This is a genomic window from Pseudomonas sp. R25(2017), assembly GCF_002112565.1.
Lineage (GTDB): Bacteria > Pseudomonadota > Gammaproteobacteria > Pseudomonadales > Pseudomonadaceae > Aquipseudomonas > Aquipseudomonas ekonensis.
The window spans coordinates 409,559-427,532 of sequence record NZ_NEHZ01000002.1; the positions used below are offsets into that span (position 1 = coordinate 409,559).

Below are 17,974 nucleotides of genomic sequence, written 5' to 3' on the forward strand. Positions count from 1 at the left end.
CAGATCTCGCGCCTAACCCAAAAAACTGTAGGAGCTTGCCTGCAAGCGATGAGGCCAGCACTACCGACCTCTCTGCTGCCTGACCCACCGCCATCGCCAGCAGGCTGGCTCCCACATTGAGATCAGGCTGTCCGCAAAACTCCCGTACACCACAAAATCCGCAGGCAGAAAAAAAGCCCCGCCCGGCATGCGCCGGACGGGGCTTTTCAGCACGTCAGACCCGCCGCTTACGCGACATTCATGGTCTTGTGGGTATCGATCAGGTGCTGCACCACGCTTGGGTCCGCCAGGGTCGAGATATCACCCAGCCCTTCGTACTCCGCGGTGGCGATCTTGCGTAGGATCCGGCGCATGATCTTGCCCGAACGGGTCTTCGGCAGCCCCGGCGCCCACTGGATCACGTCCGGCGAAGCGATCGGGCCGATTTCCTTGCGCACCCAGTTCTTCAGTTCCAGGCGCAGTTGCTCGGTCGGCTCCTCGCCGTTCTTCAGGGTGACGTAGACATAGATGCCCTGCCCCTTGATGTCGTGCGGCACCCCGACCACCGCCGCTTCGGCGACTTTCGGGTGGGCGACCATCGCGCTTTCGATCTCAGCGGTGCCCATGCGGTGGCCGGACACGTTGAGCACGTCGTCCACCCGCCCGGTGATCCAGTAGTAGCCGTCGGCGTCGCGACGGGCGCCGTCACCGGTGAAATACATGCCGCGGAAGGTCTTGAAGTAGGTGTCGACGAAACGGTCGTGATCGCCGTACAGGGTGCGCGCCTGGCCCGGCCACGAATCGAGGATCACCAGGTTGCCCTCGGCCTCGCCCTCGATGATGTTGCCCAGGTTGTCCACCAGCGCCGGCACCACACCGAAGAACGGACGCGCCGCCGAACCCGGCTTGAGGGCGTGGGCGCCCGGCAGCGGGCTCATCATGTTGCCGCCGGTCTCGGTCTGCCACCAGGTGTCGACGATCGGGCAGCGGGACTGGCCGACGTTCTTGTAGTACCAGTCCCAGGCTTCCGGGTTGATCGGCTCGCCCACCGAACCGAGCAGGCGCAGGCTGCTGCCGTCCGCCCCTTCGACGGCCGCCGTGCCGGACGCCATCATGGCGCGGATCGCGGTCGGTGCGGTGTAGAGGATGTTGACCTTGTGCTTGTCGACGATCTTCGCCACCCGGGTGATGTCCGGGTAGTTCGGCACGCCTTCGAACAGCAGCGTGGTCGCGCCGTTGGCCAGCGGGCCGTAGACGATATAGGAGTGCCCGGTGACCCAGCCCACGTCGGCGGTGCACCAGTAGATTTCCCCCGGACGGTAGTCGAACACGCGCTCGTGGGTCATGGCCGCATACAGCAGGTAACCGCCGGTGGTGTGCTGCACGCCCTTCGGCTTGCCGGTGGAGCCGGAGGTGTAAAGGATGAACAGCGCCTCTTCGGCGCCCATCTCTTTGGGTGCGCACACGGTGCCGGCCACTTTCATCAGGTCTTCGTACCAGATGTCGCGGTGCTGGTTCCACTTGATGTCGCCGGCGGTGCGCTTGCACACGATGACTTTCTGGATGCTGCTGGTTTCCGGGTTGGTCAGCGCGTCGTCGACGTTGGCCTTGAGCGGGATCTTCTTGCCGGCGCGGATGCCTTCGTCGGCGGTGATCACCACTTTGGAGCGGCAGTCGATGATGCGCCCGGCCAGGGCTTCCGGCGAGAAGCCGCCGAACACCACCGAGTGGATTGCGCCGATCCGGGTGCAGGCCAGCATGGCGACCACGGCTTCAGGGATCATCGGCATGTAGATGGTGACCACGTCGCCGCGGTGCACATCCTGGCCGCGCAGGGCGTTGGCGAACTTGCAGACTTGTTCGTGCAGTTCGCGGTAGGTGATGTTGCGGCTTTCGGAAGGGTCGTCGCCCTCCCAGATGATCGCGATCTGATCGCCGCGCTCGGCCAGATGACGGTCGAGGCAGTTGTAGGAAACGTTCAGGGTGCCGTCGGCGAACCACTTGATGTCGACGTGATGGTCGTCGAACGACGTCTGCTTCACCGCGGTGAAAGGTTTGATCCAGTCGAGGCGCTTGGCCTGTTCGCGCCAGAAGCCGTCCGGGTTGACGACCGACTGCTGATACATGGCTTTGTAGGTTGCCTCGTCGGTCAGCGTATTGGCCGCAACTTCAGGGCGAACGGGATACAGGGAAGCCGCACTCATCTTTCCTACCTCGGTGTAATAGTTGTTTTTGTATGACCCTGTTGTAGCCGGGGCGCCCGTATAGAACCATTCGACGATGGTAGTAACAAGCCCCTACAAAACATCCAGACAATCCCGAAGCACGCCATAACCGAGCCCGCCCAGTTAACCGCAGCCCTTGTGGGATCTGGCCTGCCGGCGATTCCGGCGACTCGGTATTCCAGGCGGTCCACCTCCGCGGTAAGCCTCCGCTTACACGATATCGGGCGATTGTTACGAAATCTGCCAAAGGTGTTTATCAAAACCCGCTCTGTTTACCCCCACCCCGCCTCCCTAGAATCTGCCTCGCCGACAAGGCAAAGCGATTAACAACGTTACAGCCCCCACGAAGGCCGTTAATCACGCTCCGCTTCAAGTAACCCAAGCAATGAAGTTCCACACGCAACCCCAAAAAGGTTGCGTGCCCCCACTCGACCTCAAGAAGGTAACTTTGAAATGAAAGCTTTATTGGTTCTGGCCCTCAGCAGTCTGTGCGCAACCGCCATGGCAGACGAGGTCCCGACTGATGTCGCGCAGCAACAACCGGTGATCGAGGAATACACTTACTCCACCCACCTGGACATCGCCAAAGTGGTGTCCATGAGCGAAGTGCCGAATGTGTGTGAAGTGGTGCCGATGAAAATGGAATACGACGACTCCAAGGGCCAGCGCCATATCCTGCGTTACAGCGTCATGGGCAACGGTTGCTCCAACGGCTGACCGGGACTGCACCGCACCGGCCCGTTCAGCGATGCGCTGAGCGTCGATTCCAGCCCGGCTTCGGCCGGGCTCAGTTGTGTTTTCCGATGCCGAAAGGGCTTGCAAAACACAACATATAGTGAAAACACGGTTTTTTTGTTCGTTTTTTGAACAAACCCGCAAACGCGAGATTTTTGCGAAAAAAAATCTTCTGCCGCCAAAGCCCCATAAACTCTCGCTCCGACCGAAAAAGCCGCCCTCCTGACCGCCCCATGCGCGGATTCGCCCCACCACGGCGGGGAAAAATTCCCTATAATGCCGCCCTAAACGGGCCTGCAATATTCCCTTACAGGGATCCGCAGCCAGTCCGGAGCCTCGCAGCAGCGTCCGACGACGCCTGCGCCCGTCAGAGGCTCCCGGCACCCGTACAAATTCAAGTTTTATTGCCTGCCTTAGCTGCTGCAAAAAACGATTCCTTTAGATCCAACGCGGCCGGTACGGCCGTGTGAACAACCCACAACCGGTTTTCACACGGGCATCCGGCCCTCACGCAGGAGACGACACGTCATGCTGAGCTGGGACGATTTCGACAAAGAAGACAGTGAAGCAGCGGCCAAACCAGCCGCCGCCGGCAACAACGCCGAAGCCACCCTGGACCGCCTCGACAGCGCCGGCGGCGCCGCCGCCCTCGAGGCCCGCGCCGTGACCGCCAACGACTCGGCCGCCGTCGCCCGCGCCAAGGCCGCACTGGATTCGCTCGACGTCGCCGAAGGCCTCGCCGAACTCGAAGGCTCCGCCGCCCGTGTCGCCGTCGACGAAAAGCGCATGATCAACTGCCGCGCCGACCTCAACCAACTCGTACCGTTCAAGTACGACTGGGCCTGGCAGAAGTACCTGGACGGCTGCGCGAACCACTGGATGCCGCAAGAAGTCAACATGACCGCCGACATCGCCCTCTGGAAAAACCCGGAAGGCCTGACCGAAGACGAGCGCCGCATCGTCATGCGCAACCTGGGCTTCTTCTCCACCGCCGACTCCCTGGTCGCCAACAACCTGGCCCTGGCCGTGTACCGTCTGATCACCAACCCGGAATGCCGCCAGTACATCCTGCGCCAGGCCTTCGAAGAGGCGATCCACACCCACGCCTACCAGTACTGCATCGAATCGCTGGGCATGGATGAAGGCGAAATCTTCAACATGTACCACGAGATCCCGTCGGTCGCGAAGAAAGCCGCCTGGGGCCTGAAATACACCCGCGCCATCTCCGACCCGGAATTCAACACCGGCACCGTCGAAACCGACAAGGAACTGCTGCGCAACCTGATCGCCTACTACTGCGTCCTGGAAGGCATCTTCTTCTACTGCGGCTTCACCCAGATCCTCTCCATGGGCCGCCGCAACAAGATGACCGGCGTCGCCGAGCAGTTCCAGTACATCCTGCGCGACGAATCCATGCACCTGAACTTCGGCATCGACGTGATCAACCAGATCAAGATCGAAAACCCGCACCTGTGGGACGCCGAAATGAAGGAAGAAGCTTCGCAGATGATCCTGCAAGGCACCCAGCTGGAAATCGAATACGCCCGCGACACCATGCCTCGCGGCGTGCTGGGCATGAACGCGGCGATGATGGAGGACTACCTGAAGTTCATCGCCAACCGTCGCCTGTCGCAGATCGGTCTGAAGGAAGAATACCCAGGCACCACCAACCCGTTCCCGTGGATGAGCGAGATCATGGACTTGAAGAAGGAGAAGAACTTCTTTGAGACTCGTGTGATCGAGTACCAAACCGGTGGTGCGTTGAGCTGGGATTGATCCCCGGTTCGCCACGGTTTGACGGTTGCGGTCTGAGTCGACCAGCCGAAAAAGCAAAAGCCCCGATCTGATCGGGGCTTTTTTTTGCCCGAATACCCGTCCTCTGTGGCGAGGTAGCCGCTCCCTCGCCACGGCGCCTTGACCTGGTCGCCGCAACGCTCCCATGCTTGTCCGCAGACGCAAGCCCCAAGAGGCGGATCGGTATGTGCGCAGACCGGATCACGGCAGAGCAGCGCTCCAGGCTCATGGCGCAGATCAAGGGCAAGGACACCAAGCCTGAACGGGTCGTCCGCTCCTTGTGCCATGCGATGGGGCTGCGGTTTCGTTTGCATCGGCGAGACTTGCCGGGGTCGCCTGACCTGGTCTTTCCCAAGCATCGGCTGTGCCTGTTCGTGCACGGTTGCTTTTGGCATCGGCATGGCTGCAAGTTCGCGTCCGTTCCTAAAACGCGCCCTGAGTATTGGTCGCAGAAGTTCGAGGCCAATGCCCAACGGGACGAGCGTTGCATTAACAAGCTGAAGCTGTTGGACTGGCGTGTCGATGTGATCTGGGAGTGCGAACTCAAGGATCTTGATCGCATCAAGGAACGCATTCAGACGCTCACCGCCCCGCTCCACTGAAGGAACCAGTACCCGCCATGAAGTTCGACCTCGCCTATTGCGTCAGCCTCGACGACAAACTTTCGATCTATGACGTCCGCGACCTCAACTTCGACGAGACAGTGGACTTCGATTCGGCCAAAGAACAATTCCAGTGCCCCAACGATGCCTGCCGCACGGCGTTCGAGGCGTCGAACGGACTGGTGACGTTCAATGCCAAGAACGTGAACTACGTACGCACACCGCACTTCAAGAACCTGCCGACGACGCAGCATGTGGCGGGATGTCCGTACGCGAGCCTGAAAGCGTCGGCGTCGGGAAGCGAAACAGAAGACGGCGACGAAGGGCGGGAAGAGCACTTTCCGTCTGAGTTGCTGCTGACCCGACGTGAGTACGTGCGCAAGCCGGCGGCTGTGGAAGTGGGGGCGGATGTGCGGCGGGACGATCCGTTCCGTGCAGAGCCGACGAACGCCAAGCCGTCCGCAGGCCGCGACACGGCGCCGGACAAGACCACGGTCTTCGCCCACCCGGTGGAATGTTTCGTGTCGAACTTCGCCGACAAGGAACTGCTCAAGCGCATGCCGCTCAAGATCGGCGAACACACCGCGCCCTATGGCTCGTTCTTCAAGAAGGTCGAATACCTGCTGGACAACAAAGGGCTGATCTACTGGGGCAAGATCAAGGAGATCAAGGACTACACCCAAAGCCTGCGCATCGACTTCGAACAGAAGGTCTGGTTCAAGCAAGCGGACGAGGCGAAGAAGAAACCGTATTCGGTGAACGTGTACCTGAGCAAGAAACTCATCGACAACTACCGCAAGCGCAAGGCGTTCCTGGAAGAGATCAAGCACGCTATCGACAGCGACAAGGAACTGTTCTGTTTCTTCTATGGCGTGACGCCGGAGCTGAAGCAGGTGCCGAGCAAGAAAAACCCCGAACAGACGTTCGGGGTGTTCAGTGCAAACATTGAAAACCTGGATCACTTCATAGTGCGGGAAGCGCCGGGGTTGGCGTGACCCTCAGCCCTGGGGCAGTTGCAGTTTGACGACGCCGGGGTGTTGCTTGACCACCGAGTACGGCAACACGGACCACTCGGGGTTGTCACAGTTGCGTTGGATGCGCGCGAAGTAAGCGCCCATGTAAATGCCCTTCGCCGTGAAGTGCCAGTTGGAATATCCCCAGACACTTTCGTCGGTGTAGTCGCACTCGCCGTCGTCTTCGGCAGGCTTCTTCATTTCTTCGGGATAGAGCGTGGCGAACTGTTTGACCAGCCATGGCGCCATGACCTTGCCCTGATCGTATTCGGTCGCTTGACTGTCAGGCTTGCCGATCCACAGCACATCCTTGAGCTTCAACAGCTCGCCGGTGCGCACATCGAGGTTGATCGGCGAACTGCCGAAGTCCGGATGCGCACCGCCGCAGTTGTAGCCGGTGGAAATCTCCAGGCTGACCACTTCCGGCGACAGGAACGTGGGGGCAGCCCCTTGATCGAACTCGGCATATTCGCCGCCATCCATCATGCAGCGGTGATAGTCGCTGACTTCGCTCCAGAGCCGGCCGAGCAGATGTTCGTTGATGCGTTGCCGTTCTTCTTTTGCGTAGCCGGACTCGACCGTGAACAGTGAAATCTTCGACTCAGGCTCTGCCCACCATTGCAGGTCGTAGCCCATGAACGTCTCTTTTTTCACCGGCTTGAGCGTGAGCCCGCGCAGCCGCAGGTACTCGTAGGGGTCGCTGCCCGGCAATGCAGCGACATAGGGCAATGCGCCTGGCGCCGGGGCAGGCAATGCGGCCTGAGTGAGACGCACCGGCAGCTTTTTGCCCTGCGGGCTCTGCCACTCGCCCTGCCAGCCGTTGCCGGCCCGTGTCAGCGTGAGAGTCGGCAAGGGTTTGTCTTCTGCGCTGTAACGGGAGTTGCCTTCGTTGAGCGTGAGCACGCCGTCCTGCAGCGTACCGCCGAGCTCCAGGTCACGGTGGTACTTCTCGTAGAAATAGCGACCGCTCACCTGTTCGGCATCGGCGGTGTTCACTTCCAGAACGATCGGCATCTTGCCCAGCGTACCGGTGAAGACCTGACGGGTATCGCCGGCGTGAGCAGCCGTCATCAGCGCGAACAGCGCAGCGGCCGCCAAGGCCGGACGCAACAATCCCTTGAACATGAATCGATCCCTGAATGAGTAGGAGGTCGCGCCGGGCTTGGAACCGGCGCAGTCAAACGCGGGGCGCATTATGGCGAGGTTGCGTGCGGGAATCGAGGCGCAGCCGCTTGCACCGTTCGTCCGGTCAGGTGCCGTTGGTTCGCAAAAACGCGAAATTGCGTTTGATCCGGCCTGAAAACAACTGTACAAAAACACAGTATATTTTCAGCCAGCATTTCTGCGCCCGGAGCACATCACCATGGCCACTTCTGCGATGAACCTCATTCTCGAACGCATTGCCCTGTTCCAGTTCACCCCGACGCACTGCGCCCAGGCCCGGGCGATGCTGGGCTGGAGCGTGGAAGCGCTGGCGCGGGAGGCCGGCGTCTCCACGGATGACATCCAGCGCTTCGAAGCGCAGCAGGACGTGGCGGAGGCCTCGCGCCTCGCGTTGACCTACCGCTTCGAGGCGCAGGGGCTGGTGTTTTTCCCCGGCTTTGCGCCGGTGCGGGGCGGGAATGTGAAGGGCATGACGCACGACCTTGGCGGCCGCAGCGACTTCGCGATGGCGGAATAGTCCGGTTTGCCTCGCAGGCGCGAACCGGTTCGGTACCCTCAGGCCCCCTGCACCAGCACCTCTGCATCCCCTTCCACCGCCAGCCACCACGCACTCCCGCGGTGTGGCTGCGCCAAGTTGAAGACCTCCCCCATCTGCGGAGTGGTGATGGCGACGCTGCGGTCCCAGGCGAGGGCCAGGATACGGTCGAAGGGTTCGTGCCAGGCGTGCATCGCCAGGTCGAACGTGCCGTTGTGGATCGGAAACAGCCAGCGGCCCTTGAGGTCGAGGTGGGCCTGCAGGGTCTCCTCCGGTTGCATGTGCACGTGGGGCCATTCGACGTTGTAGGCACCGGTTTCCATCAGGGTCAGGTCGAACGGGCCGAACTGTTCGCCGATGCGCCTGAAGCCATCGAAGTAGCCGCTGTCGCCGCTGAAGAAAATTCGCGTGTCACCGTCGATGATCACCCACGAAGCCCAGAGGGTACTGTTGCCGTCGAACAGGCCACGACCGGAAAAGTGCTGCGACGGCGTGGCGATGAAGCGGATGCCGGCGACGTCGGTGCCTTGCCACCAGTCGAACTGGCGAACCTTGTCCGCGTCGATGCCCCACTTGGTCAGGGTGTCGCCCACGCCCAACGGGGTAAGGAACACCTTGACCTTGTCCGCCAGCGTAAGCACGGCCTGTTGGTCGAGATGGTCATAGTGGTTGTGGGACAGGATCACCGCCTCGATCGGCGGCAGTTCGTCGATGCTGATCGGCGGCTGGTGAAAGCGCTTGGGGCCGGCCCATTGCACCGGCGAGGCACGTTCGGCGAACACCGGGTCGGTGACCCAGAACTTGTCTTGCAGCTTGAGCAGCAGGGTCGAATGGCCAAGGCGGTAGACGCTGTGGTTCGGTGCCGCCAACAGGTCGGCGCGGGTCAGGGCCTGCACCGGAATGGCGGCGGCCGGACGGGTATTGCGCGGTTTGTGGAAGATCATGTTCCACATGATGCGCATCATCTTGCCAAAACCTTCACGCTGCACCGGCGCATGGTTGCGAAACAGCCCCTGGGCCTGGCGGGAGGCTTCGGGCGCGGTGGCGTTGCTCATCGAAGAAACGGATTCGGCCATGACGGAATGACTCCAGAGAACCGCGCCATGCACGGTCTTCCAAGGGTAGGACAGTAAATGGCCAAGGCACGCACGCATCAGCCGGACATCTGGTTTTAGGGTGCACCGATTAACGCAACATTACACTGACCGGTGTACTTTCTAGGTTGCATCAAACCGGACGACAAGTAAACTGCCGAGTGTAATTTCACCCTCTGCCTGCCGAATCGAACTTATGACAGCCCCCCAACGCCTCACCGACCGCAAACGCGAAGCCATCATCCAGGCGGCGATCGCCGAATTCCGCGCCAACGGGTTCGACGTCACCAGCATGGACAAGATTGCGGCCACCGCCGGGGTGTCGAAACGCACGGTGTACAACCACTTCCCCAGCAAGGAGGAGCTGTTCACCGAAATCCTCAACCAACTGTGGGCGCGGATTTCCGCCGAGCAGACCACGCCCTACAGCGCCGACCAGCCCCTGCGCGAGCAATTGCGCGAGCGGGTAATGGCCAAGGTGCAACTGATGGCCGACGAAAACTTCCTCACCTTGGCCCGGGTGGTGATCGCCACCACCATTCATTCCCCGGAAAGGGCACAGAACATGGTGGCGCGTCTGGGCGAGCGGGAGGAAGGCCTGACCTCCTGGATACGGGCCGCCCAGGCCGACGGCCGGTTGAAGCCGGCGGATCCCGAATTCGCGTCCCAGCAGATACAGGGTCTGATCAAAGCGTTCGGTTTCTGGCCACAGATGTCCATGGGCCGGGCGGCTCTGAACCCAGACATGCAGCACACCGTCGTGGAGGCGGCGCTGGACATGTTCCTGGCCCGCTATCAGCTCTAGCCCGGGCTTCCGTTGCTTCTGCCCACGGTTAAATGGCTCGGAAGGACACTGATTATTCCCGCTGGAATAAATGACAATGTCCGACAATTTGCCGATGAACGGTAAGTCCGAGAAGAACACATCAAAGTGTTTCAGAATGAATCTGGCGCAGAACATCATGGAAAACCAACGCGGCAAAGGCTTGTCATTCGCCAGACGCATTTACTTGCCGCGGGCCATCGGCCTGGGTGTCGGCTTCTTCAGCGTCGGCGCCGCCCTCTATCCGCTGGGCATGCCGGCCTGGCTCTGGGCCTTGCTGGTGTTCAACGGGTTTATCTGGCCCCACCTCGCCTACCAATGCTCCAGCCGCTCGGCCTTCCCCTACCGCGCCGAACGCCGCAACCTGCTGTATGACTCGGTGTGCGGCGGTTTCTGGACCGCGTGCTTCCAGTTCAACCCGCTGACCACCGTGACCATCCTCTCGATGATGACCATGAACAACGTCGCCGCCGGCGGCCTGCGCCTGTTCGTGCCCGGCGCCCTCGCCCAGCTGGCCGGAGTGCTGCTGGGCTGGGCGCTGTTCGGCGTGCGGTTCACGCTCACGGCCACGCCGATTCAGGTCTGGGCCTGCCTGCCGATGCTCACCCTCTATCCGCTGGCGTTGGGCATGGTCTGCTACCGGTTGGCGATCAAGCTGGCCGAACACAAGCGCACCCTCAGCGCCTTGAGCCGCACCGACAGCCTGACCGGCCTGCTCAACCACGGCGCCTGGAAAGACCTGCTGCACCTGAAGTTCGACCAATGCCGGGCGCACGGCAGCCAGGCCATTCTGGCCTTGATCGACATCGACCACTTCAAGGCGATCAACGACAGCTACGGTCACATCGTCGGCGATACCGTGCTGCGACAACTGAGCCATGAAATCAAACGCCTGCTGCCGGACAGCGAACTGGCGGGCCGCTACGGCGGCGACGAGTTCTGCGCGATCCTGCCCAACCTGCCGCTGAACAAGGTCGAGGCCTTGATGGAGCAACTGCGCCAGGCCCTGGATCGCTACCGCCACCCGGACGTGCCCGCCTTGCGGGTCAGCCTGAGCATCGGCCTGGCCCGTTACCAAGGCCTCTACCCCGACGCACTGGACTGGCTGGATGACGCCGACAAGGCGCTCTACACCGCCAAGCACACCGGACGGAACACCGTCTGCGTGGCCTTGAGCCGATCCAGCGTCTGAGTCCGCCCAGGCGTCTTGCAGCGCCGAGGCTGCCGCCATCGCCAGCAGGCTGGCTCCCACAGTGTTTTACGTGACCACCAGCCCGGCCTCGGCCATCCGCCCCCCGCACAACGCTATAGTGACCCGTAACCCCAGAGCCCCACCGAGCCGACCATGACCCCGTCCAAACCCGATTCAGCCGCTGTCGACCACCTGCGTTTCCACCGCCCCCATGCCCACCTCGCCCCCACCTTCGGCACCGACGCCTTCGCCCTGCGCGCCGAGGCCTTTGCGCGGTTCTTCGGCACGCCCATGTTCTTGGGGGCGCAGACGCTGGTGGTGGTGCTGTGGGTCGCGCTCAACATGTCCGGCGTCACCCATTTCGACGTGTACCCGTTCATCCTCCTCAACCTCGCGTTCAGCCTGCAATCGGCCTACGCCGCGCCGCTGATCCTGCTGGCCCAGACCCGCCAGGCGGCCCGGGACAAGGCCCAGTCGGAGGCCGACGCGCAGCACCGCGAAGCGCTGGCCGTGGCCAACAGCGAACGCCAGGCCCAGGCCGCGAAGAACGCCGCGCAACTGCTCGAACTGCTGGAGCAGAACACCCGGCTCACGGAAATGACCAAGAACCTGACCGAGCGCATCGAAAGCCTGACCAGCGAGCTGCATCAGCACATGCGCGACAATCCGCAGCGCTGAGCCGCGTCACGGCAAGCGCAACGCCCGCCCGAGCTCGTCGAACAGCGTGACCACCGCACGCAACGCCCGGCAGTCCGGCCGGGTCAGCAGCCAAAGGGCCGTGTCGTGGCCGTGCAGCGGTTCGCTCAAGGCTTGCAGACCGTCGCCGATGAGAAAGTCCGGCAACGCCGCCACCCCCAATCCGCCCCGCACCAGTTCAGTGACAGACAGCATGCTGTTGCACCGATAGGCAGGCGTCACGCCCGGCCAGTGCTGACGGCGCCAGACCACGGTCGGGTGATCGGGCAGGAAGTCGTCCGGTGCGATCCAGGCCAGTGCGCCAAGATCCGTGGCATCGACGTTGCGCAGGTAACGTTCGCTGGCGCACACCCGGTAGGAAATCTTCGCCAGCTGCCGTCCGACCAGATGCTCCGGCGGCGTGCGGGTTAGGCGCAGGGCGATGTCGGCGTCGCGGCGGCTGAGGTTGGCGAAATCGTTGGAGGTGCAAAGCTCCAGGGTCAGCGCCGGATAGTTGGGCATGAACTGCGCCAACGCCGGCAACAACAGGCCCTGCAAGACCGAGTCGGTGCAGGTCAGGCGCACGGTGCCGCTGACCACTTCCCCGCCCTGCTCCACGCCGATCCGCGCCGCCTCCAGCGCCTGCTCGGCGCGCTCCGCCTGTTCGGCCAGCGTCCGCGCCAGCGTGGTGGGCAGGTAACCGGCGCGGCTCTTTTCGAACAGTTGCTGGCCGAGCGCGGATTCGAGGCGGCGCACCGCGCGGAACACGGTCGACACATCCACCTTCAGCAACTGCGAGGCCCGGGCCAGGGAGCCGCCGCGCACCAAAGCGAGGATCAGCGACAGATCCGGGTAGTCGAGACGATAGTGCGTGGCTGCATTGATCACTTGGGCAAACGCCAATATTGAGTGCGTGGACGCCAATCTATAGTGGGCCCGATCCCACAACAAGCACGGTGAACTCTCATGGAATCCAGAGCCCTGCGCATCGCCCTGATCGGCGACCGCGACCCGAACGTCACCGCTCACCAGGCAATCCCCGTCGCCCTCGGCATGGCTGCCGAACACACCGGCCTGACTGTGCAGTTCGAATGGCTGGCCACCGACCGGATCGACGCCGATACGCCCTTGGCGGCCTTCGACGGTGTCTGGTGCGTCCCGGCCAGCCCTTACAGAAGCGAAGACGGCGCGTTGCGGGCGATCCGGTTTGCCCGCGAACGGCAGCGCCCATTCCTCGGCACCTGCGGCGGCTTTCAGCATGCGGTGCTGGAGTTTTCCCGCCATGTGCTGGGCTGGGCCGATGCCGAACACGGCGAAGTGTCCCCGGATTCGAACCGCGCAGTGCTTTCGCCGCTGAGCTGTTCGTTGGTGGAGACGATGGACAGCATTCACCTGGAAGCCGGTTCGTTGATCGCCAAGGCGTATGAAACGTCGCAGATCCTTGAGGGCTATCGCTGCCGCTACGGTGTGAATCCGCAGTTCCAGCAAGACTTGCTGAACGGCCCTCTGCACGCGGTGGGCCACGACTCCTCCGGCGATCTGCGCGCCATCGAACTGACCGGTCACCCATTCTTCGTCGCCACGCTGTTCCAGCCCGAACGGGCGGCGCTCAAAGGCCAGTTGCCGCCGTTGGTGCGTGCGTTTGTCCAGGCCTGCGCGGAGGGACGACCATGATCGCCCAGACCCCGAAGGCGCCCTACTACGCGGTGATTTTCACCTCGTCCCGCACCGAAGGGGATCAGGGCTATGCCGAGGCGGCCGCCCGCATGGTGGAGCTTGCGCAACGCCAGCCGGGTTTCCTGGGCACCGAGTCGGTCCGGGGTGACGACGGCGTGGGGATCACGGTGTCGTACTGGACGAGCGAGGCGGCGATCCTGGCGTGGAAAAACCATCCGGAACACCAGGCCATCCGCGAGCGCGGGCGTTCGACCTGGTATTCGGCGTTTCATACGCGGGTGTGCAAGGTGGAGCGGGATTACCGGTTCGGCTGAAGGCTGCAGTGTCATTGAGGCCCCATCGCCAGCAGGCTGTCACCAGATCCCCTGTGGGAGCCAGCCTGCTGGCGATGGCGATAGGCGGGTCACCCCGGACTCAGCCCTTGACCAGGCTGCGCACCGCCACGATCTCCGGCACCTCCCGCTTGCGCATGTACACCCGCAGCGGTTCGGTGATGTTGATCCGGTCATCGATGTGTTGGTCGAGCAGCAGCTGGATCAGTTCGCGCTTGAGGGTCATGGCCTGGTCCGGGGCCTGGGCCCAGACGAATTCGCTGGCCGGCACGATGCCGTCGTCGGCCACGTCCATGCCGAAGGAGTCTTCGCTGAAGCGCACGATGTAGCGGCCGGTCTTGCGGTTGAGGCCGACGAAGCCCTTGAGGTCGTCGGCCGCCTGGCAGATGAGTTGGGATGTGATGCGCATGGTAAACCTCACAAGAGTGATCGAAGGTTTACACGCAGGGCATTGAGGCACACCCTCTGCCGGGGTGGTTGCCGTGGCCAAGCGTACTGCAAACAAACGCACAAAAGTGCGGAAATTTTCGCTTTCAGTACGTTTATGTCGGTCTTGCGATAGCACGTTTTCGTTTGAGTTGCTAAAAGGGACATCTTCGAAAATACCTGCGAAAGGACCTCGACATGCCCGTCACTTTCACCAAAAGCGCCCTGATGCTGAGCCTGATGCTCGGTCTCGGCCAGGCCCACGCCGCCCAGCCGGCCCCTGCCGAACTGGCCGCTTCCCTGGGGATTCCGCGCCCGGCGGTGATCGCCCACCGCGGTGCCTCCTTCGACGCGCCGGAATCCACCGCCGCGTCCTACAAACTGGCCCGCGACCTGGGCGCCGATTACCTGGAGATGGATCTTCAGCGCAGCAAGGACGGCGTGCTGTTCGCCCTGCACGACAATAACCTGCAGCGCACCACTGACGTCGCCACCAAGTTCCCTGAGCGCAAGGACAGCCCGGCCAACGCCTTCACCATGGCCGAGCTGAAAACCCTGGACGCCGGCAGCTGGTACAACAAGGCTTATCCGGACCGCGCACGCGCCTCCTATGCGGGCCTGAAAATCCTGACCCTCGACGAAATCATCGACATCGCCCAGGCCAACCCCAAGCACAAGCCGGGCCTGTACATCGAGACCAAGGAGCCGCAGCTGTTCCCCGGCATCGAACATGACCTGAAGGAAAAGCTGCAGGACCGCGGCTGGCTCAGCCCGGCCGGTTCGAAACTGGCCAAGAGCGAACTGGGCGTCGGCCAGGGCAAAGGCAAGGTGATCCTGCAGACCTTCGAGAAGAACAGCCTTGAGCTGCTGGAGAAGGAAATGCCGCAGGTGCCGAAGATCCTGCTGCTGTGGGTCGGTGAAGGCAGCATCGAACCGAAATCCAAGGTGGCCTTCGCCGACTCCGGCGAGAAGGACAAGAACGCCTACTACGGCAAGCAGGAGCCGAAGTCCGAGGCCGAGTTCAAGCAGTGGATCGACTACGCCAAGGCCCAAGGCGCCATCGGCACCGGCCCGTCGGCGAAGCTGACCCACGGCGGCGACCAGAGCTACTCGGACCTGGTGCAACCATGGATGAACCAGTACACCCACGATCAGGGCCTGCTGGTGCACGTCTACACCGTCGACGAGCCGGTGGACTTCGAGAAGGTCATGGCCGCAGGCGTGGACGGCATTTTCACCAACCGCGCCAGCGAACTGCTCAAGTTCTACAAGCGCCCGGCCGCCGCCAGTGTGGATCAGGTGCTCAAGAACAACGGTTTCTGAGTGAAGCCGGACACCCCGTGGACAGGCCGCCTGTGGCTCGGGCACGACCATGGCCTGATCCACGGGATGTCGGGGCGCACCGCGCCCCATTCCCACTACGCCCACCAATTGATTCTGGCCCCCGACCGCCCGGTGACGGTGTTGCTGGATGATGCCCCCGTCACCGCCTCCCGCCTGCTGATCCCTTCACAGGTTCGCCATGCCATCGTCGAGGCGCCGGATCCGCTGTTCACGGTGTACGCCGAGCCCTTGGCGCTGGAGGCGCAGGTACTGCGCGATGCGCTGTTCGATGCGGATCTTTCCCTGACCGCGCTCGAACAGACGCTGCGCGACTGCCCCCGCCGCCGGCACGCCGATCCCCGGATCGAACGTGCGCTTGTGGCCATCGACGCCTCGCTGGCGGACAAGGTCGCCGCCCGTACCGTGGCCGACAGCGCCCATGTGTCCCTGAGCCAGTTGCAGCGGCTGTTCGTCAGCCAGGTCGGCCTGCCGGTGCGGCGCCTGGTGCTGTGGCGGCGCCTGCGGTTGGCGATGGCGCAGGTGCTGGCCGGCCGACCGGTGACGGAGGCCGCCCATGCCGCCGGGTTCGCCGATTCGGCGCACTTTTCCCGCAGCCTGAAGAAACTGTTCGGCGTCACCGCCCGCCAAGCCTTGCAGCACATGGAACTGCGGCTGCTGGACTGACTCAGCGGCGCAGCGCCTCGGGCACCGCCGGCTCCTTGGCCAGGTGCGCTCTCGCAAACGGGTCGAGCAACTGCGCCACGTAGTCCCGGGGGAAATCCGGCCGGCTGCCGATGCCCAGATCGCCTGCACCGATCCGGTAATCCTGCGTGTGGAAAGCGGTGCCCAGCAGCCGATCCCACACGGTGAAGAACAGCCCGAAATTGACGTCCCCCGCCCGCCCGTACTTCATGTGATGGAAGCGGTGCAGCGGTGCCCAGGCGAAGACATGGCGCAACGGCCCCAGGCGCATGTCGACGTTGGAGTGCTGCAGCAAGAGCTGGATCGCGATGGCGAACGCCAGCAGCACCGCGACCTCGGCGGGTATCCCCAGCACCAGCAGCGGCAGCAGCCCCGCCGTGGCTTCCAGCGCCTGATGCAGCGGATGCTTCATCAAGCCGTTGAAGCCGTACAAGCGCTCGACGCTGTGGTGCACCGCATGCAGCCGCCATAGCCAGCGCACCCGGTGGCTGGCGTAGTGCATCAGGCTCATGCCGACGTCGGCCACCAGCACCGCCAGGCCCAGTTGCAGCCACAACGGCCACGCCCGCGGCCACAGCCCGTCGACCGCCAGCAGCGCCGCCAGCCCCGGCAGCGCCAGCAGGCCGAGGGCGTTCAACGCCTCGTTGACCGACGCGTGCAGCAGGTCACGGCGGCGGTCGCCGATGGGCCGGTTCCAGTCGGGTTCGTAGGGCAAGGCCCGTTCCGCCGCGAACGACACCGCCAGCGCCAGCACAAACAACAGCAGCAGCCACCCGGCCGATCCGCCCGCCAGCCACACGGCGGCGCCGATGAATCCCACGAAGAACAGCGGCGCGTAACACCACGCAAGGATGAGTCTCATGTCCACCTCCATTGATTGAAGGCCGAGCATGAAAGGGTGGGACACCAGGCAATTGAACAAACGACGCAAACCGCCGCGGCGCTTTTTAAGGGTGAATTAAGTTGCGGCGGTTAACCTGAACTCACTTGAACGAATCACCTGAAAGGAATAACCCATGAAGACTTTGACTGCCCTGTTCACCGCCGCCGCCCTGACCCTCACCGCTGGCCTGGCCCAGGCCGACGTGCGCGTCGATCAGATCCCGCAACTGGTCAAGGACGGCAAGATCAAGCCGCTGGAGGACATGAACCAGGCCGCGCTGAAACTGCATCCCGGCGCCACCATCACCGACACCGACCTGGACAACCACTTCAACGGCTACGAATACGAAGTCGAACTGCGCACCGCCGACGGCAAGGAGTTCGACGTGGACTTCGACGCCACCACCGGCAAGGTGCTGAGCAACAAGCAGGACACCTGATTCGGCAGATGGTCCCTCCCAGCAGGGCAATTGACTTGATCCTGGCCGGCGCTGGCTGAACGGACGCCATCGCCAGCAGGCTGGCTCCCACAGTGTCTGGGTTCAACCCTGTATCTGTGAACGACCCGGAACCTGTAGGAGCTTGCCTGCAAGCGATGAGGCCGGCACTGCCAACATCCCTGTTGCCTGCCCCACCGCCATCGCTGGCAAGCCAGCTCCCACAGTGTCTGGGCTCAACCCTGCATCTGAGAACGACTCAAAACCTGTGGGAGATTCTATGTTGCAAGGGAACCCTGCAGCCTCAAGTTCGGTTGGTATTCGCTCTCGCTTTTCATGAGGGCGAATGCCACCCGGCACAGCT

The 17,974-nt window shown here is 62.9% G+C and carries 19 protein-coding genes; 13 read left to right on the forward strand and 6 right to left on the reverse strand.

The genetic code is table 11. The features are described from left to right. Positions 1–227: 227 nt before the first annotated feature. A complete protein-coding gene (acs, locus tag CAG31_RS04405) occupies positions 228–2,183 on the reverse strand; it encodes an acetate--CoA ligase (RefSeq protein WP_085578242.1) in 1,956 nt (651 codons plus the stop codon). Positions 2,184–2,657: 474 nt separating this feature from the next. Here acs and CAG31_RS04410 point away from each other — a divergent pair, with 474 nt between their 5' ends. The 4 genes from CAG31_RS04410 (at position 2,658) to CAG31_RS04425 (ending at position 6,330) form a co-directional block, all read left to right on the forward strand. Further along, complete coding sequence (locus CAG31_RS04410) at positions 2,658–2,921, forward strand: DUF2790 domain-containing protein (protein ID WP_085578243.1); 264 nt, start codon at positions 2,658–2,660, stop codon at positions 2,919–2,921. A gap of 546 nt (positions 2,922–3,467) precedes the next feature. Next, positions 3,468–4,715 (forward strand): ribonucleotide-diphosphate reductase subunit beta, encoded by a 1,248-nt coding sequence (locus CAG31_RS04415; RefSeq protein ID WP_085578244.1) that lies wholly within the window; start codon positions 3,468–3,470, stop codon positions 4,713–4,715. A 203-nt stretch (positions 4,716–4,918) separates the two neighbouring features. Next, positions 4,919–5,335 (forward strand): very short patch repair endonuclease, encoded by a 417-nt coding sequence (locus CAG31_RS04420; protein ID WP_085578245.1) that lies wholly within the window; start codon positions 4,919–4,921, stop codon positions 5,333–5,335. Positions 5,336–5,352: 17 nt separating this feature from the next. Continuing rightward, positions 5,353–6,330, forward strand: coding sequence for a hypothetical protein (locus tag CAG31_RS04425; RefSeq protein ID WP_085578246.1), 978 nt, complete (start codon positions 5,353–5,355; stop codon positions 6,328–6,330). 3 nt (positions 6,331–6,333) lie between these two features. Here the strand turns inward: CAG31_RS04425 and CAG31_RS04430 are convergent, their stop codons facing one another. Next, complete coding sequence (locus CAG31_RS04430; RefSeq protein WP_085578247.1) at positions 6,334–7,473, reverse strand: hypothetical protein; 1,140 nt, start codon at positions 7,471–7,473, stop codon at positions 6,334–6,336. Positions 7,474–7,711: 238 nt separating this feature from the next. Here CAG31_RS04430 and CAG31_RS04435 point away from each other — a divergent pair, with 238 nt between their 5' ends. After that, entirely contained in the window at positions 7,712–8,029 is a 318-nt protein-coding gene (locus tag CAG31_RS04435) for a hypothetical protein (protein ID WP_085578248.1), read from the forward strand. Positions 8,030–8,067: 38 nt separating this feature from the next. Here the strand turns inward: CAG31_RS04435 and CAG31_RS04440 are convergent, their stop codons facing one another. Continuing rightward, entirely contained in the window at positions 8,068–9,123 is a 1,056-nt protein-coding gene (locus tag CAG31_RS04440; RefSeq protein WP_085578249.1) for an MBL fold metallo-hydrolase, read from the reverse strand. Between the two features lie 214 nt (positions 9,124–9,337). On the opposite strand from CAG31_RS04440, the gene CAG31_RS04445 reads away from it, so the two are divergent. The 3 genes from CAG31_RS04445 (at position 9,338) to CAG31_RS04455 (ending at position 11,834) form a co-directional block, all read left to right on the forward strand. Further along, the gene (locus CAG31_RS04445) at positions 9,338–9,946 is read left to right on the forward strand and encodes a TetR/AcrR family transcriptional regulator (protein ID WP_085578250.1); all 609 of its coding nucleotides are present in this window, start codon (positions 9,338–9,340) and stop codon (positions 9,944–9,946) included. Positions 9,947–10,103: 157 nt separating this feature from the next. Next, the gene (locus CAG31_RS04450; protein ID WP_085578298.1) at positions 10,104–11,156 is read left to right on the forward strand and encodes a diguanylate cyclase; all 1,053 of its coding nucleotides are present in this window, start codon (positions 10,104–10,106) and stop codon (positions 11,154–11,156) included. A 153-nt stretch (positions 11,157–11,309) separates the two neighbouring features. Then, entirely contained in the window at positions 11,310–11,834 is a 525-nt protein-coding gene (locus tag CAG31_RS04455) for a DUF1003 domain-containing protein (protein ID WP_085578251.1), read from the forward strand. Positions 11,835–11,840: 6 nt separating this feature from the next. Here the strand turns inward: CAG31_RS04455 and CAG31_RS04460 are convergent, their stop codons facing one another. Further along, positions 11,841–12,755, reverse strand: a complete 915-nt coding sequence (locus tag CAG31_RS04460; RefSeq protein ID WP_371856088.1) for a LysR family transcriptional regulator — start codon at positions 12,753–12,755, stop codon at positions 11,841–11,843. A gap of 42 nt (positions 12,756–12,797) precedes the next feature. Between CAG31_RS04460 and CAG31_RS04465 the strand changes: the two genes are divergently transcribed. Both CAG31_RS04465 and CAG31_RS04470 read left to right on the forward strand, forming a co-directional pair. After that, positions 12,798–13,505, forward strand: a complete 708-nt coding sequence (locus CAG31_RS04465) for a CTP synthase (RefSeq protein ID WP_085578254.1) — start codon at positions 12,798–12,800, stop codon at positions 13,503–13,505. Next, entirely contained in the window at positions 13,502–13,822 is a 321-nt protein-coding gene (locus CAG31_RS04470; protein ID WP_085578256.1) for an antibiotic biosynthesis monooxygenase, read from the forward strand. Before CAG31_RS04465 ends, CAG31_RS04470 begins: the two co-directional genes overlap by 4 nt. A 100-nt stretch (positions 13,823–13,922) precedes the next feature. On the opposite strand, the gene CAG31_RS04475 is transcribed toward CAG31_RS04470, so the two are convergent. Continuing rightward, positions 13,923–14,249, reverse strand: coding sequence for a DUF2025 family protein (locus CAG31_RS04475; protein WP_085578258.1), 327 nt, complete (start codon positions 14,247–14,249; stop codon positions 13,923–13,925). A 215-nt stretch (positions 14,250–14,464) separates the two neighbouring features. On the opposite strand from CAG31_RS04475, the gene CAG31_RS04480 reads away from it, so the two are divergent. Then, complete coding sequence (locus tag CAG31_RS04480) at positions 14,465–15,589, forward strand: glycerophosphodiester phosphodiesterase (protein WP_085578260.1); 1,125 nt, start codon at positions 14,465–14,467, stop codon at positions 15,587–15,589. Next, entirely contained in the window at positions 15,590–16,273 is a 684-nt protein-coding gene (locus CAG31_RS04485) for an AraC family transcriptional regulator (RefSeq protein WP_256575493.1), read from the forward strand. A gap of 1 nt (position 16,274) precedes the next feature. Here the strand turns inward: CAG31_RS04485 and CAG31_RS04490 are convergent, their stop codons facing one another. Further along, a complete protein-coding gene (locus tag CAG31_RS04490; protein WP_085578262.1) occupies positions 16,275–17,153 on the reverse strand; it encodes a sterol desaturase family protein in 879 nt (292 codons plus the stop codon). Between the two features lie 154 nt (positions 17,154–17,307). Here CAG31_RS04490 and CAG31_RS04495 point away from each other — a divergent pair, with 154 nt between their 5' ends. Further along, entirely contained in the window at positions 17,308–17,613 is a 306-nt protein-coding gene (locus tag CAG31_RS04495) for a PepSY domain-containing protein (protein ID WP_085578264.1), read from the forward strand. Positions 17,614–17,974 lie beyond the last annotated feature (361 nt).